The organism is Pseudomonas sp. YQ_5 (assembly GCF_043103305.1).
GTDB classification, from domain to species: Bacteria; Pseudomonadota; Gammaproteobacteria; order Pseudomonadales; family Pseudomonadaceae; genus Aquipseudomonas; species Aquipseudomonas putida_Y.
Map to the genome: position 1 here is coordinate 91,820 of NZ_JBICJS010000055.1, position 16,594 is coordinate 108,413.

At 61.8% G+C, this 16,594-nt stretch carries 21 protein-coding genes; 12 read left to right on the forward strand and 9 right to left on the reverse strand.

The genetic code is table 11. The features are described 5' to 3' along the window. Positions 1-16: 16 nt before the first annotated feature. The 3 genes from ACF8EA_RS12920 to ACF8EA_RS12930 all read right to left on the reverse strand — a co-directional run bounded on the left by ACF8EA_RS12920 (position 17) and on the right by ACF8EA_RS12930 (position 2,270). Positions 17-472 (reverse strand): GNAT family N-acetyltransferase, encoded by a 456-nt coding sequence (locus ACF8EA_RS12920; RefSeq protein ID WP_279934964.1) that lies wholly within the window; start codon positions 470-472, stop codon positions 17-19. Positions 473-685: 213 nt separating this feature from the next. Continuing rightward, positions 686-1,960, reverse strand: coding sequence for a type II toxin-antitoxin system HipA family toxin (locus ACF8EA_RS12925; protein WP_392522217.1), 1,275 nt, complete (start codon positions 1,958-1,960; stop codon positions 686-688). Next, positions 1,953-2,270 carry a helix-turn-helix domain-containing protein gene (locus ACF8EA_RS12930; protein ID WP_021782301.1) on the reverse strand — a complete coding sequence of 106 codons (318 nt, stop codon included), beginning with the start codon at positions 2,268-2,270 and terminating at the stop codon, positions 1,953-1,955. The genes ACF8EA_RS12925 and ACF8EA_RS12930 overlap by 8 nt, the downstream gene beginning before the upstream one ends. Before the next feature lie 376 nt (positions 2,271-2,646). On the opposite strand from ACF8EA_RS12930, the gene ACF8EA_RS12935 reads away from it, so the two are divergent. From ACF8EA_RS12935 to ACF8EA_RS12945, 3 genes are all read left to right on the forward strand, one after another. Beyond that, on the forward strand, positions 2,647-3,240 hold the full coding sequence (locus ACF8EA_RS12935) for a GNAT family N-acetyltransferase (RefSeq protein ID WP_021782299.1): 594 nt from the start codon (positions 2,647-2,649) through the stop codon (positions 3,238-3,240). Then, a complete protein-coding gene (locus ACF8EA_RS12940; protein WP_103444537.1) occupies positions 3,237-3,596 on the forward strand; it encodes a cupin domain-containing protein in 360 nt (119 codons plus the stop codon). The genes ACF8EA_RS12935 and ACF8EA_RS12940 overlap by 4 nt, the downstream gene beginning before the upstream one ends. A gap of 67 nt (positions 3,597-3,663) precedes the next feature. After that, positions 3,664-5,301: a mechanosensitive ion channel family protein gene (locus ACF8EA_RS12945; RefSeq protein ID WP_392522219.1), complete on the forward strand. Its 1,638-nt coding sequence runs from the start codon at positions 3,664-3,666 to the stop codon at positions 5,299-5,301. Between the two features lie 148 nt (positions 5,302-5,449). Here ACF8EA_RS12945 and ACF8EA_RS12950 read toward each other — a convergent pair whose 3' ends face one another. Then, positions 5,450-6,337 carry a MerR family transcriptional regulator gene (locus ACF8EA_RS12950; RefSeq protein WP_392522221.1) on the reverse strand — a complete coding sequence of 296 codons (888 nt, stop codon included), beginning with the start codon at positions 6,335-6,337 and terminating at the stop codon, positions 5,450-5,452. Between the two features lie 153 nt (positions 6,338-6,490). Here ACF8EA_RS12950 and ACF8EA_RS12955 point away from each other — a divergent pair, with 153 nt between their 5' ends. From ACF8EA_RS12955 to ACF8EA_RS12985, 7 genes are all read left to right on the forward strand, one after another. Then, positions 6,491-6,937 (forward strand): PAS domain S-box protein, encoded by a 447-nt coding sequence (locus ACF8EA_RS12955; RefSeq protein ID WP_084851495.1) that lies wholly within the window; start codon positions 6,491-6,493, stop codon positions 6,935-6,937. Positions 6,938-7,041: 104 nt separating this feature from the next. After that, positions 7,042-7,464 (forward strand): nuclear transport factor 2 family protein, encoded by a 423-nt coding sequence (locus ACF8EA_RS12960; protein WP_021782294.1) that lies wholly within the window; start codon positions 7,042-7,044, stop codon positions 7,462-7,464. After that, positions 7,461-8,213, forward strand: a complete 753-nt coding sequence (locus tag ACF8EA_RS12965) for an SDR family NAD(P)-dependent oxidoreductase (protein ID WP_392522223.1) — start codon at positions 7,461-7,463, stop codon at positions 8,211-8,213. The genes ACF8EA_RS12960 and ACF8EA_RS12965 overlap by 4 nt, the downstream gene beginning before the upstream one ends. Positions 8,214-8,219: 6 nt before the next feature. Beyond that, positions 8,220-9,467 carry an NAD(P)/FAD-dependent oxidoreductase gene (locus ACF8EA_RS12970; protein ID WP_392522225.1) on the forward strand — a complete coding sequence of 416 codons (1,248 nt, stop codon included), beginning with the start codon at positions 8,220-8,222 and terminating at the stop codon, positions 9,465-9,467. After that, positions 9,464-10,273, forward strand: coding sequence for a DUF1365 domain-containing protein (locus ACF8EA_RS12975; protein WP_392522227.1), 810 nt, complete (start codon positions 9,464-9,466; stop codon positions 10,271-10,273). The genes ACF8EA_RS12970 and ACF8EA_RS12975 overlap by 4 nt, the downstream gene beginning before the upstream one ends. Continuing rightward, on the forward strand, positions 10,248-11,510 hold the full coding sequence (locus tag ACF8EA_RS12980) for a class I SAM-dependent methyltransferase (RefSeq protein ID WP_392522228.1): 1,263 nt from the start codon (positions 10,248-10,250) through the stop codon (positions 11,508-11,510). Before ACF8EA_RS12975 ends, ACF8EA_RS12980 begins: the two co-directional genes overlap by 26 nt. Continuing rightward, positions 11,510-11,998, forward strand: a complete 489-nt coding sequence (locus tag ACF8EA_RS12985; RefSeq protein ID WP_392522230.1) for a DUF2878 domain-containing protein — start codon at positions 11,510-11,512, stop codon at positions 11,996-11,998. The genes ACF8EA_RS12980 and ACF8EA_RS12985 overlap by 1 nt, the downstream gene beginning before the upstream one ends. Here ACF8EA_RS12985 and ACF8EA_RS12990 read toward each other — a convergent pair. From ACF8EA_RS12990 to ACF8EA_RS13010, 5 genes are read right to left on the reverse strand one after another with little or no spacing between them, the layout of a single operon-like run. Continuing rightward, entirely contained in the window at positions 11,936-12,118 is a 183-nt protein-coding gene (locus ACF8EA_RS12990) for a DUF2256 domain-containing protein (protein ID WP_392522231.1), read from the reverse strand. The genes ACF8EA_RS12985 and ACF8EA_RS12990 overlap by 63 nt on opposite strands. Continuing rightward, positions 12,115-13,641 carry a cryptochrome/photolyase family protein gene (locus ACF8EA_RS12995; RefSeq protein WP_392522233.1) on the reverse strand — a complete coding sequence of 509 codons (1,527 nt, stop codon included), beginning with the start codon at positions 13,639-13,641 and terminating at the stop codon, positions 12,115-12,117. The genes ACF8EA_RS12990 and ACF8EA_RS12995 overlap by 4 nt, the downstream gene beginning before the upstream one ends. A gap of 8 nt (positions 13,642-13,649) precedes the next feature. Next, positions 13,650-13,955, reverse strand: coding sequence for a DUF6482 family protein (locus ACF8EA_RS13000; protein WP_021782287.1), 306 nt, complete (start codon positions 13,953-13,955; stop codon positions 13,650-13,652). After that, positions 13,952-14,488: a DUF3833 domain-containing protein gene (locus tag ACF8EA_RS13005; protein WP_019751189.1), complete on the reverse strand. Its 537-nt coding sequence runs from the start codon at positions 14,486-14,488 to the stop codon at positions 13,952-13,954. Before ACF8EA_RS13005 ends, ACF8EA_RS13000 begins: the two co-directional genes overlap by 4 nt. 2 nt (positions 14,489-14,490) lie before the next feature. Continuing rightward, a complete protein-coding gene (locus tag ACF8EA_RS13010) occupies positions 14,491-15,027 on the reverse strand; it encodes a chalcone isomerase family protein (RefSeq protein WP_392522235.1) in 537 nt (178 codons plus the stop codon). 159 nt (positions 15,028-15,186) lie between these two features. Here ACF8EA_RS13010 and ACF8EA_RS13015 point away from each other — a divergent pair, with 159 nt between their 5' ends. Both ACF8EA_RS13015 and ACF8EA_RS13020 read left to right on the forward strand, forming a co-directional pair. Beyond that, the gene (locus ACF8EA_RS13015; protein WP_392522237.1) at positions 15,187-15,678 is read left to right on the forward strand and encodes a DUF1543 domain-containing protein; all 492 of its coding nucleotides are present in this window, start codon (positions 15,187-15,189) and stop codon (positions 15,676-15,678) included. Between the two features lie 78 nt (positions 15,679-15,756). Then, the gene (locus ACF8EA_RS13020) at positions 15,757-16,527 is read left to right on the forward strand and encodes an SDR family NAD(P)-dependent oxidoreductase (RefSeq protein WP_392522239.1); all 771 of its coding nucleotides are present in this window, start codon (positions 15,757-15,759) and stop codon (positions 16,525-16,527) included. The last annotated feature ends 67 nt before the right edge of the window (positions 16,528-16,594 follow it).

Sequence of the window (16,594 nt, forward strand, 5' to 3'; positions counted from 1 at the left end):
GGGTAACTAGCCTGGGCTAATCCTGGAGCCGTTTTTCCATTACGATGGTGCGCTCAGCCCCATGAAACTCGTCGCGGATTTTCTGATAGCCCAGGGCGGCGTAGAACTTCTCAGCGGTAATCGACGATGGCACACGTACAGCCCCAATGCCGGCGTGGGCAGCGGTCGCATGAATGACATCCATCAGATGCCGGCCAATGCCGCCTTTTTGGTGAGCCGGGTCAACGAAAACACTTCTGACCACATCACCGTCAAGACCGGCAGTGCCAACGATGTTATCGCCCAGCAAGGCTACGAAAACCCTGCGCTTGGCAAGTTGTGCAGTGACGACTTCAGGAGCAAAGCTCCGCTCAACCTGAGCGATCACATCGGGCGGGTAGTCCTGTGAATTTGACTCACGCAGGGCGGCTAGAACTACGCGGCTAATCGCTGCTGCATCGTTGCGTGTGGCGGGACGAACGCGATATTCCATGCGCAGACCTCAATGCTAAAGGATCACCGGTTAGCCCATCGCATTGGGCCTTCCCCGGAAGCTTTCCAACAATTTCCTTCTTTGCTGTTCCCAACCAGCGCCGAGCGCTATCCGATCAGCTTGGTGGTCTCTCCATGAGGGCATCACCATCCCGCCCTTCGATCTCCCTTGCCAAAAATCGGCGCGCCGACTGAGCGCCCGCTCCTCCCTGCTTCAATGGCAACCGCTGCCCTGTAACCGAGCTACGTTCTGATCGATGCGGCCTTGGATCGTGCGCAAGGTGTCTGGCGTAATGACCTGTGGGTACAGGTTCTCGGCGATGCTTGCAAACTGGCTAGCCACCTCACAAATGCCGTCAATCATTCTGCCTGCAACCTCCGGGGGCACCTCGGCTTCCTCGGCAAGCCGAAGCATTTGTGTGCGGGTAATCGACAGGGCCTCCCCCATTACATCCATCTGGTGATATCCACCTGGCCCCTCGCAAAAGGTCACATCGTAAGCCGGCGAAAGTCTCCAATGACCGTCCTGCGACATGACGTAGGCAAAGTTCTTGGGATGATCATCTCGGTTGTTGAACGCTACATTGAAGACGGCACGTTCGAAGGCCACCGCCATCTCTCGCACGTCGTTGGTACACATCTGGGTTGCCCGCAGGAAATTGACGTAGTCCAACACGCCTGGAGACCGGTAATTCGCCCCCGTGAAGGCCGCGAGGCTTTGCATGGGCACGCGCAGGCCATCCTGACGATCAAATCGCTTGCTGGCAAACGCCGCCAACCCATCAGGCAGGCTGAAGTACTGCGTGTCAGGGGTCTCGATACCGCACATGCGCAGGCATTCGGCGTAGACCATTTCGACAGCGCACACCTCGGCATGCTCTTCCTTGGCCGGGAACTTGACCAGCCAGGCCTCAAAGCCCGCCGTCACGGCAGTTGTAAACCGGCCAGTTTCGGGATCACGATAGACGAGGGCCTTAGGCCTTGCACCTTGAGGCGAGCCACCCACCAGCAGCAACCTCTGCAGGAACTCACCGCCGTCTCCATGGAGCACTTCCTGCACTTCGGCGGCTAGCTGCTCCAGCGGGATGTGGACTTCAGACGCCTGCCCTTCGGGCGCCACGGGTTCAAACGTCATGGCCCCCATGGCATTACCACCGATATAGGCCAGCCGTTCCAGTGAGCCGATGCGCGCTGTGGTGAGCCCGCGGCGCCTGAACATACGGTCCATCAGCAACATGCCCCATCCGTCCGGCAAGGCGTCGTAAACAGGCCCTGGCAAGTACAGTTGGTGGTCTGGAAAGTCTCGGCGCAGTTGAGCCCCCTCCAGCGGCAGCGTGTAGGACGACAGCTCCAAGCCCCTTTGCCTGGCTTCATTGCTGTACTCGAACACAATCAGTGGACGACCGGTCAGGGCAGTCGTGGAGACCAGCGTGCCCCATTGCCATCGCTCCCCCCACCCTTCGTAGAAGACGTTCACCTGCTCAAGCATTGCCGGGCTTCCTCTTGGTACGAAGACGATTGGCGCTGTTTTCGTAGCGCCGGATATCCTCGATGCTGTCCAGCTTTGGCAGGAAAAGGCCTTCCAGTTCCTTGGTCCGGCCAAGCGCCATCGCCACCCGAACGACGTTCTCGAATCCGACATTGCGCCCGGCTTCAAGGTTGGACACTGTGTTTGTAGCGATGCCGGCACGCCCGGCCAAGTCTGCCTGTGTCATGTCCCGCGCCAAGCGCTCTGTGCGCAAGCGATCGCAGAGGCGCTTCACGACCTCACTCGGCTTGCTGAAGCTTAAATCCAACATAGTGTATACCTAGCCCGCTCTGCGCCAGTTAATCCACAAAATTATAGAATTAACGCCCGGCCCTATCAAGCGAGCTAATTCCCTTAATTTGCGTCTTATCGTTTTGTTTCTACATTTACCCACAATTTAGTGGATTTACGAACGCTCGGCACAGAGGCTTCGTCGGCGGTTTGAAATGGTTTGCACGATCCAATACCCAAGCCATCCCGAACCTTTTATAGCGCCACGTGCATGTGGGCATGAGGGCAGTGTCGCACGCCGTGCTGATGGTGTTCGCGCAGAGCATCATGGAAACCGCTGAAACCGTCTACCCTGCCCCGCAGCCAAAGGCTTAAGCCTTGCAAACTGACCACGCGACCCCTTGGGAGCACTGTACATGTCTATCGACTTCAGACCCGCTCGAGTCTCGGACGCGCATGATATTGCGCGCTTCTTTCAACTGACATCGGAGGGCATGGCCGATTACATATGGAGCAAGCTCGCTGCCCCCGGAGAAGCACTGCTGAGTGTCGGTGCGTCTCGCTATGCCAGAGAACAGGGCGACTTTTCATACAAGAACTGCCTGATGGCCACTTTCGAAGGGCGCGTCATCGGCATGATGCATAGCTATGTCTTGCGCGCGACGCCTGACAGGCCAGCCGAGACCGACCCCGTCCTCGCGCCTTATTCCGACATGGAAATACCCGATACCTTGTACATATCCAGCCTGGCACTGGATGAGGCCTGGCGGAGCCAGGGGCTGGGCGCCCAGTTTCTTCGCCACGCCCAGCAGCGCGCTGACGACGCTGGCCTCGATGGGTTGTGCCTGATCGATTACGCAGAAAACCACGGTGCACGCCGCTTCTACGAACGTCATGGATTTCAGATCGTGAAAACCTGCCAGATCGTTCCGCACCCGATGCTCGGTGTAACCGGTGAAGCCTATTTAATGTATCGCCCTACTCACAACGTGCTCGAGAAACAGCCATGAACCAGAAACTGACCGTGTTCCGCGAACTGGATATCCAACCGCTGCGCGACCTGCCCTTCTTTGAAGAAGTTTTGGAAGGTACCCCTCACACGCTGACGTCCAAGTACTATCACGATGAACAGCAAGGTCGCATTTCCGGAGAATGGGAAGCCAGCACCGGGGCGTGGCGCATTGACTACAAAGTCTGGGAGTTCTGCCACGTTTTGAGTGGATGCTGCGTCATCGAGCTTGAGGGTTGCGCCCCGGTCACACTGGCGGCTGGCGACACGTTCATTATCGAACCGGGCGCCAAGGGCAAATGGACCGTAGTGGAAGACATGAAGAAGAACTTCGTGATCCTCTTGCCCGCGAACTAAGCCACTGAATGCTGGCTGAAGCCGACTATGCTGGTAGCAATCCACACGCCGGCACAGGGGCTGTTAAATGGGCAAGAAGCGCAGGTTCGGACGGGCTGCTTGGCTGATGCTACTGACCCACTTGCTGTTCTCGCCCCTGCTCCATGCGGACACCCCTCAGTCCGGGCCAGAGGTAGAGGGTGTGATTGCCGAGCCCGCCCCGCTGACCGTCATCAACCGCACGGTACTGGTCTTTCGTGCGACGCTGCTGGGCGAAACACCCAAGGTGCGCGCCCAGCGCGCCAAGAAGGTCATCGAGGAAACGCTCCAGGAAACAAACGACCTGGAGGTTCGCGTAGACCCTATTCTGCGCAGCTACCTGGTGCTGCTGGGCGGGCGCCGTGCATTCATCGTGACGCCGCTGGATGCTGCGGCCGATAGCATTACAGCAGGCGAAGCCGCCGAGCAGGCGGCCGAGAACCTGCGCCTTGTCGTCGAGGAAACCCGTCAGGCGCGTAGCCTGCGCTTTTTGCTCACTGCGATAGGCTACAGCGCTGCGGCAACCTTGGTGTTCTTCATGCTGGTAAAGGCCGCAGGCTACTGTCGACGCAAGCTCTTGGGACTGCTGCCCAAACTGATGGGCAAACACTCCGAGCGCCTCAAGGTCGGCCATACGCAACTGTTCGACCTGCAGAACCTGTACTACCTGATCGACCGCTCACTCTGGCTGCTGTACTGGTTGGTCGTGTTGTTGTTCTGCTACCAGTGGCTGGGCTTCGTGCTGTCTCAGTTCCCCTACACAAGGTCTTGGGGTGAAAGCCTCAATATCCACCTGATGGAACTGCTCAACTACCTGGTCAGCGGCATTTTACGTGCCATGCCCGGCCTGGTAGTTGCGCTGTCGATCTTTTTCATCGCCCGTGGTATCAGCGCCTTCTCCAAACGTGTGCTAAGGCGCATGGCACGCCCGGGCACGTTGAAATGGCTGACCGCCGAAACCTTGCAACCGACCATGCGCCTGACGTCGCTGGCGATCTGGCTATTCGCCCTGGTGATGGCCTACCCCTATCTACCTGGCTCGGGCACCGATGCCTTCAAGGGGCTCTCGGTGTTGCTCGGTCTGATGATTTCACTGGGGGCGACCAGTGTCATCGGCCAAGGGGCCGCCGGATTGATCCTTACCTACACACGCACGATGCGCGTCGGCGAGTTTGTACGCGTGGGCGATTACGAGGGCACGGTGACCGAAGTGGGCATCTTCACCACATCCATACGCACCGGGCTTGGCGAAGTGCTGACACTTCCCAATTCAATGATTACCGGCTCGGTGACCAAGAACTACTCGCGTATCGTGGAAGGGCCAGGCTATGTGGTCGATACCGTGGTGACCATCGGCTACGACACCCCCTGGCGTCAGGTCGAGGCGATGTTGCTGGAAGCGGCTCGGCGCACCGAAGGCGTGCTGCAAACGCCCGCGCCCCAGGTATTCCAGACGGCGCTGTCAGACTTCTACCCCGAGTATCGATTAGTGGCCCAGGCCATTCCGTCAGAGCCCAGGCCACGCGCGCAGCTCCTGAGCCTGTTGCACGCCAATATCCAGGACGTGTTCAACGAGTATGGCGTGCAAATCATGTCGCCTCACTACCTGGGCGATCCCGAGCAACCTAAATGGGTGCCCAAGGAGCAGTGGCACGCGGTCCCGTCCAAACCTGAAAACACCGCGTGAGCAATGAGGCCTCAGGTGCTCGGCCTATAGAGCGCCAACAGGGCATTGGAGACGGTGAAACCGATAGGGGTCCAAAGCGTGCCGAGTCGCGCCCCCATCACCAACCCGCTATGCACCCAACCACTTTGAGCACGGCGCAGAACCAAACTCAAAGGTCCAGCGCCCCTCGGAGCAAGGCGTCAAGCACGCGCGCGACGTCAGCACCATGCTCGTCCAGCAGGCACACCGGCAGCCCGTGCAAGGCAGCCTGCACACCGGCCAGCCCCTCGCCTGTCAAGGCCAGCGGACAAGCAATTTCCATCTGCAGCGAGCGCAAGCGCTTGGCCAAGGCAGGGCTCACCGGTGGCTGCAGCGCAATCACCAGTGCCGCAGGCTGCATCGCCGCACACAGCAGCGGGAGCTCTTCCAGGGGCTGCCCGCAGCCGAGCACTTCGATGCGTTGTCGCTCGCTGCTCAACAGCAGCCCGGCGCACAACACCTGGCATTCGGCTTGCCCCTCGGTACCCGCCAGCAGCACCCGCGGCGCATCGGCCTGGTTCATCTGCAAGCGCAGCAGCAGCCTGGCGCGCAAGAACGTATCGAGAAACAGCCATTGGCTACGCTGGCCTGGCGCAGTACCTGAAGCCAGCTCATGCCAAACCGGCATCAGCACTTCCCGCAGCACCGTGGCCTTTGGCAAGAGTGTGAACAGCTGTCCATGTATAGCTTCCAGCGCCTGCGCATCGAATGCCCTGGAAGCGCGCGCAACGGCAGCGCGCCAGTCGTCAAAGGCCGAGAGCTGCTGCACAGGCGCCACAGGCTGGCCGGCGAGCCTGTCGCCAACCTTGCTGATGGGCAGGCCGTTGGCGGTCCAGCGCAAGATGTCACGTATGCGCTGCACATCCTGGGCCGTGTACAAGCGATGGCCGCCCTCGGTGCGCTGCGGGTGTATCAACCCATGACGCCGCTCCCAGGCACGCAAGGTCACCGGATTGATGCCGGTCAGGCTGACCACATCGCGCATGGGTAGCAATTCGGGTGGGGTGGCGTCGGTCATAACGAGGGGTCATCCAGGTGGTTGCATATTCTAAACCCAGATGCACCTTCTGCGGCGAGCCTCCTTGGTTCATCATGCAACAAACAGCGCCAAAAGCTTCTGCACGGAAGCCTTCGGCGCACATCGCATACGAAATGTCTGTAGGTGAGCCCCATGATCAACGCAAAACTCCTGCAACTGATGGTCGAGCATTCCAACGATGGCATCGTCGTCGCCGAACAGGAAGGCAATGAGAGCATCCTTATCTACGTCAACCCGGCCTTCGAGCGCCTGACCGGCTATAGCGCCGACGATATCCTCTATCAGGACTGCCGTTTTCTTCAGGGCGAGGATCACGACCAGCCGGGCATCGCAATCATCCGCGAAGCGATTCGCGAGGGCCGCCCCTGCTGCCAGGTGCTGCGCAACTACCGCAAGGACGGCAGCCTGTTCTGGAATGAGTTGTCCATCACACCCGTGCACAACGAGGCGGACCAGCTGACCTACTACATCGGCATCCAGCGCGATGTCACAGCGCAAGTATTCGCCGAGGAAAGGGTTCGCGAGCTGGAGGCTGAAGTGACGGAACTGCGCCGGCAACAGGGCCAGGCCAAGCTCTGACAAAAAAACCTATACAAGAACGTTGACTTGTATAGATTAAGGCTTAGGCTTCAGTTATACCTGTACAGCAATACGATTTTGTACAGGATTGTCTGGAGCCCAGTATGTCAGCGTACTTACAGCAATTCGCCGAGCGCTTCGCCCGCCTTGATGGGGCTAACCTCGACACGCTGGAAAAACTGTACAGCGAAGATGTCACCTTTCGTGACCCCCTGCACCAGATACAGGGGCTGCAGGCCCTGCGCGCCTACTTCGAGCAGTTGTACGCCAACGCCAGCGATATCCGCTACGCCTTCACCAGCGCTGACGAGGTAAGGCCCGGGCAGGGCTACCTGCGTTGGACGCTACAGTTTTGCCACCCGCGCCTGGCTGGCGGCCAGCCGATCACGTTGCAGGGGTGCAGCTGCCTGCATTGGCGCGACCGTGTGCATTTTCACCAGGACTATTTCGACGCCGGTGCCCTGCTTTATGAGCACCTTCCCGTCATGGGCACTGCGATCCGCTGGCTCAAAGGCAGGCTGGCATGAGCCGCTGCTGGCTGACCGGCGCCAGCAGCGGGATCGGTGCCGCGCTCGCGCAAATCCTCCTGGAGCAAGGCCACCAGGTGGCCTTGGGCGGGCGCAACGCCGACCACCTTGCCCCGCTGGCCGAACGGTTTCCCGGGCAGGCATTGCTGGCCATTGGCGATCTTGACAACCCGGAGCAGGTCGCCGGCATCGCTGCGCATATCGAGCAGGCCTGGGGAGGCCTGGACATGGCCATTCTCAATGCCGGCACCTGCGAATACCTGGAGCCAGGGCACTTCGATCCGGCGTTGGTCGAGCGCGTCATGCGCACCAACCTGCTGGGCGTCAGCTACTGCCTGGCGGCAGCATTGCCCTTGCTTCGCGCCGGCCAACGCCCCCACCTGGTGGTGATGGGCAGTTCGGTAACCTGGCTGGCCTTGCCCCGTGCTGGCGCCTATGGCGCGTCCAAGGCCGCGGTGCGCTATCTGGTGGAGTCGCAGCGAATCGACCTGGCTCGCGAAGGCATCGCGGTCACCCTGGTAAGCCCAGGTTTCGTAGACACACCACTGACCCGCCGCAACGATTTCCCCATGCCACAGCTGTGGTCTGCGCAGCGTGCCGCCCGGCATATCGCCAGGCGCCTGCCCCGCCACCCCCTGGAAATCAACTTCCCCGGTCTTTTCACCTTGGTGTTGCGCCTGCTCGGGGCGCTGCCCGCGCGCCTGCGCCTGGCGCTGGGCCAACGCCTCGCCCGTCATGAACAGGAATGATGATCCATGCGTATAGCAATCATCGGCAGTGGCATCGCGGGGCTGACCTGCGCCCATTTGCTGTCACGCAAGCACGAAGTCACGGTTTTCGAGGCCGAGCAATGGATTGGGGGGCACACACACACCCTTGATGTGGTCTGGAAAGGCCAGCGCCATGCAATAGATACCGGTTTCATTGTTTTCAACGACTGGACGTACCCGCACTTCATCCGCTTGCTCGACCAGCTTCAGGTGCCATCGCAGCCGACCGAGATGAGCTTTTCCGTGCATGACCCGATCACGGGCCTGGAATATAACGGCCACGACGTGAACACACTGTTCGCCCAACGCAGCAACCTGGTGTCCCCAGGGTTCTGGGGGATGATCCGGGACATTCTGCGTTTCAACCGTCAGGCACTGGCCGACCTGGACAGCCAGCGTATCGATGCCAGCACCACGCTGGGCGCCTACCTTCAGGCGAATCACTATGGGCAGCGCTTCATCGATCATTACATCGTGCCGATGGGGTCGGCGATCTGGTCGATGTCTCGCGCAGACATGCTCCACTTCCCGCTTGAGTTCTTTGTGCGCTTCTGTCGCAACCACGGCTTGCTGTCGGTCAACCAACGCCCTCAGTGGCGGGTGATCAAAGGCGGCTCGCGCAGCTATGTCGCGCCGCTGTGCCGACCGTTCGCTGAGCGCATTCGCCTCAACTGCAAGGTTTACCGGGTCAGCCGCGACGAAGGTGGGGTGACCCTTGTGAGCGCAGCCGGCACCGAACGCTTCGACAATGTGGTGTTCGCCTGCCACAGCGATCAGGCCCTGGCACTGCTGGAAAGCCCCAGCAATCAGGAGCGCGCCGTACTCGGCGCCATCGGTTACGCCAGCAACGACGTGGTGCTGCACACCGACACCCGGCTGCTGCCACGTCGCCAGCGCGCCTGGGCCAGCTGGAACTACCGCCTGGGCGGCCCAGAGCAGGCTCCTGCCGCGCTGACCTACAACATGAACATTCTGCAAGGTATCCAGGCACCGACAACCTTCTGCGTGAGCCTCAACCAGACCGCACTGATAGACCCGGCGCAGGTCATCGCCCGCTTCCAGTACGCCCATCCCCAGTACAGCGTTGCCGCGTCCGCCGCGCAGGCGTGCCAGGAGCAACTGCAGGGGCAGCAGCACAGTTACTTCTGCGGCGCCTACTGGGGCAATGGCTTTCATGAGGACGGGGTGGTCAGCGCACTGAAGGTGGCCGCGCATTTCGGAGAGCAACTGTGAACAGCAGCCTCTGCCTGGGCTGGATCAGCCACCGTCGGCTGACGCCGCGGGCCCACGCGTTCCGCTACCGGATCGGCATGTTCTACCTGGACCTGGACGAACAAACCTGGCTGATGGGCCTGTCACGCTGGCTGGGGCGCTGGCGCCTGGCGCCGTTGTGCTGGCGCGAGACCGACTACCTGCCCGCCCTAACCCGCCAAGGCGAATCGCTGGCCCAGGCTGCACGCTTGCTGGTCGGGCAGGCGACGGGGCACCTGCCCGAAGGCCGGGTACAGCTGCTCACGCAACTGCGTTGCTGGGGGCTGTCGTTCAACCCGGTGAGTTTCTATTTCTGCCATGACCGCGACGGGTGCCTGACCGCGATCCTGATGGAAGTGCGCAACACGCCCTGGCGTGAACGCTTTCATTACGTGCTACCGGTGCAAGGCAACCTTGCCAGGCCCTTCAGCGTCGGCAAGGCCTTCCATGTGTCGCCGTTCATGCCGCTGGACATGGACTATCGCCTGCGCTTTTTCCTGGACGCGGACCATGTGCGCATTCACATGCAGAACTGGCAAGGCGGCACAAAGGTGTTCGAAGCCGACCTCGCCTTGCGCCGCACGCCACTGGATGGAACCGCGCTGCGTCGGTATGTCCTGAACTTCCCGTGGATGAGCCTGCGCACCGTCTCGGCCATCTACTGGCAAGCGCTCCGTCTGTTACTCAAACGCACGCCCGTGCATGACCACACCGCCTGCCAGGGTGACCTGGCACTCGGCCAACCTTGCGAGGACCTTGATGATGTCGAATCCCACCCTGAGCGTTAGCAAGTTCGCAGGCCTTGCGCCACTGCTCGGCGGGCTGGCACGAAGCGCCGTGCTCGCCCAGTTGGGCAAGCTGCGTCACGGCCACCTGCGCCTGCTCAGCCACGGGCAGCAGTGGAGTTTCGGTGATGCCGACAGCCCGTTGCAGGCCGAGGTGGAAATCCTCGATGACGCCACCTGGAGCCTGATCGCCGGCAATGGCTCGATCGGTGCGGGCGAAGCCTACATTCACGGCTATTGGCGCAGCCCCGACCTGGCGCTGGTGACCCGCCTGTTCGTCGCCAACCTTGAAGTGCTCGACGCGCTCGAGGGCGGCCTGGCCCGCTTGGGGCGCCCTGCCCTGCGCCTGCTGCACCGGCTCAACCGCAACGACAAGCGCGGTGCCCGGCGCAACATTCTGGCGCACTACGACCTGGGCAATGCCCTGTTCGAGCGGCTGCTGGACCCCACCATGATGTATTCGGCTGCGCAGTTCGAACACCCTGACCAATCACTGGAGCAGGCCCAGTTGCACAAGCTGGAGCGCATCTGCCAAAAACTTGAGCTGAGCCCTGACGATCACCTGCTGGAAATAGGCAGCGGCTGGGGCAGCCTCGCTATCCACGCAGCCACCCGTTACGGCTGCAGGGTCACCACCACGACGCTCTCCGAGGCGCAGTACAGCCATACCCTGAAGCGCGTTCAGGCCCTGGGGCTGGAGCAGCGTGTGCAAGTGCTCCGCGAAGACTACCGCGACCTTCAAGGCACGTTCGACAAACTGGTTTCGATCGAGATGATCGAAGCGGTTGGCCATCGCTACCTGCCGGTATATTTCCGCCAGTGTGCCTCGCGACTCAAGCCTGAAGGCCTGATGCTACTGCAGGCGATCACCATCCGCGACCAGCGCTATGCCCAGGCGCAGCGCTCGGTCGACTTTATCCAGCGCTACATCTTCCCCGGTGGCGCCCTGCCTTCGCTCAGCGTGTTGCTCGACACCGCCAGCCGGCACACTGGCCTTAACCTTGTGCACATGGAAGATTTCGGCCTGGACTATGCCCACACCCTGCGGCACTGGCGCGAAAACCTGCGTCAGGCTCGCACCGCGCTGACGGACCTTGGCTACGACGACATGTTCCAGCGCCTGTGGGAGTTTTACCTTTGCTACTGCCAAGGCGGTTTCGAGGAGCGCGCCATTGGCGTAGCACACCTGCTCTGGGCAGCGCCCCAGGCACGCCGCGCGCCCTTGCCTGGCGGTGCCTGATGCCCAGCCGCTGGCTGATCGGCAATGCCCTCTGGCTGCAAGCCGGCTGGTGGGTCTGCGTGCTGGGCGCCGAGCGGCCCTTGCTGTTGCTGCTGGTGATTCCGGGCGTGGCTGTGCACCTGCGCCTGTGCCCGGACATCAATGCCGAGGTCAAGGCACTGTTGCGCGTCACCTTTATCGGCTGCGTGCTCGACAGCGCGCTGGGAGCACTGGGTGTGTTCAGTTTCGACGCCAGGCCCCTGCCGTTGTGGCTAGCGCTGCTGTGGTTGGTGCTGGCCAGTGGGATGCGTCACAGCCTGGCATGGGCCGGCAGGCACTGGCGAAGCGGCGCACTGCTGGGGGCGATTGGCGGCGCTCTGGCCTATGTAGGCGGCGCCAGGCTGGCAGATGTCACCTTGCCATTGGGCGCGCTGGAAACCGGCCTGCTACTGATGCCGATATGGGCTTTGGCCTTGCCGCTGCTGGTGCGGGTCGCGGCGAGGCGCTGACCGGCGGCATCGCTCGGAACAGTAGCGCACCTGCTCCCAGCAACGTGCCCAACGCTTGCGCCAGTTGAACGGCCGGCCACACACCGCGCAAACCTTGCTGGGCAGAAAGCTCTTTTTCATAACGCCTGCCCCGCATCGAGCCGCGCCAACAATGACTGGCCACGTAGCCACACGGCATCGCGACGGCCAGGGGGCATGCCATCGAGGCTGCGATAGACCAGGGCCAGGCGCGGGTTAGCCGAGAGCTGGGGGCGATGACGAATGAGAAAATGCCAATACAAGGCATTGAACGGGCAGGCATCCTCTTCGGTCACCTGGTCAACCTTGTAACTGCAAGCCTTGCAATGATCGGACATGCGCTGGATATAACGACCACTGGCGCAGTACGGCTTGGACCCCAGGTAGCCGCCGTCGGCGTGCATCACCATGCCAAGCGTGTTGGGCAGTTCGACCCACTCGAAGGCATCCATGTAGACCGCCAGGTACCACTCACAAATCGCGGTTGGCACGATACCGGCCAGCAGGGCGAAGTTGCCGGTAACCATCAACCGCTGAATATGGTGAGCGTAGCCCAACCGCAGGGTTTGCCCGATGGCTTGCGCCATGCAGCGCATGCGGGTGCGCCCGGTCCAGTAGAATTCTGGCAGCGCCCGGTCGTTGTTCAGGTGATTGAGCCCGGCATACGCCGGCATGCGCTGCCAATAGATGCCTCGCACATACTCACGCCAGCCGATCAGCTGGCGAATGAAGCCTTCAGCTGCATTGAGCGGCACCCGCCCCTCGCGCCAGGCTTTGTCGACGTCGTCGCACAGACGACGCACATCCAGAAGCCCGATATTGAGCGCCGCACTGATGCGCGCATGAAACAGGTACGGCTCGCCTTCGGCCATCGCGTCCTGGTAGTCACCGAAAGCCGCCAGGCCGAAATCCAGAAAATGCTGCCACAACTGTTGTGCCTCGGCGTGGGTCACCGGGTAGTCGAAACCGTCGACGCCCCCGTAGTGGTCGCTGAAGCGCTGACGCACCAAGGCCACCACCGCTGCCGTGATGTCGTCCTGCGCGAAATGCGCAGCGAACGGGCCACGCAGGTGCCGTGGCAATGGCTTGCGATTGTCGCCATCGAAATTCCAGGCCCCACCTGCCGGGCTGCCGTCAGGCTCCATGAGCAGGCCGGTCCGCTTGCGCATGCCACGGTAGAAGTGCTCCATACGCAGCTGGCGACGTTCTGTGGCCCAGCGCCCGAAGGCTTCACGGGAGCACAGAAAACGCGTGTCGCGAAACCACACAAGCGGCAGTGCGGCATCACGCAAGGCCTGCTCCAGGCGCCACTCCCCGCACTCGGTCAGGTGGATGTGGGTGGCGCCCAAGGTTTGTTGCCAACGACGCAACTCACCCACGATGCTGCCGCTGTTACCCTCGGCGTCCAGCTTGACATAGTGCACCTGCCAACCCCGTTCACGCAGGGCCTGGGCAAAATGGCGCATGGCGCTGAAGATGAGAACGATCTTCAGCGGATGATGCGGTACGTATCGGGCCTCCCCCTCCACTTCCGCCATCAGGACCGCATCGCGAGCAGGGTCAAGGGACGCCAGGCTTGCCAGGTCGAACGACAGTTGGTCACCCAGCACCAGGCCCAGGCGCATCGTCCGGGCTACCACTGGCTGGTGAGCGTTACCGGTACGCGCAGCGGCGCGATGGGGCCGTCGCGCTGCCCGCACATCTCATCGTGCACCACCTGCTGCACCAGCATGCACGGCACCGGCGGCAGGTCGGCCAGCAACTGCCGCAGTTCGGTCGTGGAGCGCACGCGCACGGGCTGCCCCTGGGCATCGCTCAATGTCACGGGGCCGGCGTCGGTCAGGGCACGCAGGAGGTAGAAGCCTCCCTCCAGCGACAGCAGTTCAAGTTCCTTGGCTTCGCCGGTCGAAACCAGCTGGGTCAGCGCGTTCAGGTTCATGGTGTGCCCTCTGGCAGGCGGCGGAAGAACAAGGTTATCTGGCCAATCTCCACGCCCAGTTTGCTCATGCTCGAGCGGTTGATCAGGGTGTCGTCATCCATGAGGTACATCCAGTCGTCCAGGTCTACCTGCCAGTGCCGCCCATCGACCGGCAGGTCCAGTTGGTAACGCCATCGCAGCGCGTTGCCCGCCACTTCGCCACGCGCCTCGCCGATCACGTCCCCCGCTGTTCCCCGCCAGCGCCCGGGGCCGTCCGGCACCAGCGTCCAGGTCCGCTGCTGGCGCGTACCATCGCTATAGAGAAAATGTTCGTCGAGGATCAGCCGCTCACCCTCGCGGCGGCTGTCGATGCGCACATGGAAGCGCTTGACCACCTCCCCGGAACGCTTCTGGAACATCCCCCACGCCTGAACCGGGCGCGAGAAGAATGCCGCCAGGTCCAGCTTCGGCTGCTCCTGGGCATAGTGCTCGACACCGACATTGCCACAACTGCCCAGAAGCAGGCAGGCAGCCAGCAACAGCGCTTTGTACATGTTCAGGCTCCTCGGTCATCGCCAGCCAGCCCAAGCAGCCGCTGACGCAATTGGGGGTCTCTGGCCCGCGGGTCGAGCCAGATGGCGAAGAAGGCCCGGGCGAACACCGGATCGTCGATCGCGTGGCTCAGTTTGCCGTCGACGTAAAAGCGGCAACCCTGCCCCGGCAGGTACAAGCCCGTGATGCGCATGCCAGGGCTCACGTCCACGAATGCCTGCTCTATCGCCCTGGTCCATGCCGCGCGCTGCTGTGCCGTCATGCTTCCGCCATCCAGGCGTTGCATTTCCTCGAGGCTGGCCTTGACCAGCGTGTCCCTGGACAATGACCGGTGATAGAGCAGCTCAAGGGCGAACGGCTGGTTCCAGCCCTGAACCGGGCCAACTGCCCATAACCGGGCGGTATACAGCCGCAGGCCGAACCAGGTGAAATCACCGGCGCCCAGCCGTTGCGCCGCAGGCAGCTCCGCTCGCCAGTCTGCCGCCGACGACATGGCGGCTAGCAGCAGGCACAAACAGGTCCAACGTGCAGGGTGCGCCATTCTGACCTCGAGCACTTTGCTAAATACTATACAATAGTAGACGCTTGTACAGATATTTGACGAACCATGTATAGTTTTTAATGCCCAGCATGCATATTTCTGCAAGCCTCGCGCCCCGTTATCGAACACCCATGAAAGTCGAGATAGAAGGAATTGCTCATGCTGTACGTCGTCATGCTCGGTGGACGCCACCCACGGGCCAATATCGAGGTCCACGACGTGGTGTTCGCGCAGGCGGACTCACTTGAACAGGCCTACCCACATATGCGCCAAGCCTGGTTCGGGAGCCGAACGGGCCTGCACATCGACGCATGGATGGAAGTCGACGGTATTGACCGCTACCGCGTCGCGTTCAGCCAAGTAGCGCCTGGCCCACACGATCCCAGGCTGTTCTTCATCAACCTTGGAGGCTACGAGCCCAGGGTGTTTGGCGAGGCACACCGCTACCTGCTAGTGGTGGCGAAGGACAAGGCCGAGGCCAGGCAACTGGGCAAACAGCGCCTGCAGGCAGACTGGCTCAAGCCGCATACCGACGCGGTACTGGACGTCGACGATTGCCTGCCGATCGACTGGGTGAACGACCGTTACGTGCACTTGATCGAAGGGCCCCATGACGGCTTACGGCAGTACAGCGACTATATCCTGCTGTGAGCTCACCCCTGCCAGGTGCAAGAACGTTGGCAGGCATCACAGGACGAGGCGCCAGCGCCCAGCCAAGAGGACACTCTGATGAGCCTGATAAACGACCTTCACACACCCGCCAACGTGCTGGTCTGCGGGGCCAGTGAAGGGATTGGCCTGGCATTGTGCACGCAGTTGCTGGCGCGCGATGACATCGGGCTGGTGTTCGCCGTTTCGCGACGAGCCACCACCAGCCCTGCGCTGGATACCTTGTTCACAGAGCACGGACGACGGTTGGTTCGCCTCGACTGCGACGCCCGATCCGAGCAGGCACTGCACACTCTGGCAGCACAGGTGGGCGCCTGCTGCGACCAGCTGAACCTGGTCTTCAGCACGCTTGGCGTGCTGCAAGAAGGCCCGGCACGGGCTGAAAAAGCGCTGAACCAGCTTGATATGGCGGGGTTGCTGAGCACTTTCACAACCAACTGTTTCGCCCCTGTTCTGCTGCTCAAGCATTTGCTGCCGCTGCTGCGTCGGCAACCGATGGCCTTCGTCGCCTTGTCCGCGCGAGTCGGGTCGATCGGCGACAATCACCTGGGTGGCTGGTACAGCTACCGTGCCAGCAAAGCCGCGCTCAACCAGCTTCTGCGCACTGCAAGCATCGAGCTGAAGCGGCTGAACCCCGCTTCAACGGTACTTGCATTGCATCCCGGAACCACCGACACCCAGCTTTCCCGCCCCTTTCAGGGCAACGTGGCGCCGGACAAACTGTTCTCGCCCGCGTTTGCCGCTACCTGCATCCTGGCACTTGTGAGCCGTCACGGCCCGGCGCAGAGCGGAACGTTCTGGGCGTGGGATGGCACGCCGATTCCTTGGTGACGCGCGCGGAGAGTTCCAGGCAAAGTCGATGAACCAGCTCTGAGCGAGAGGGGTCAACCCTTTATCT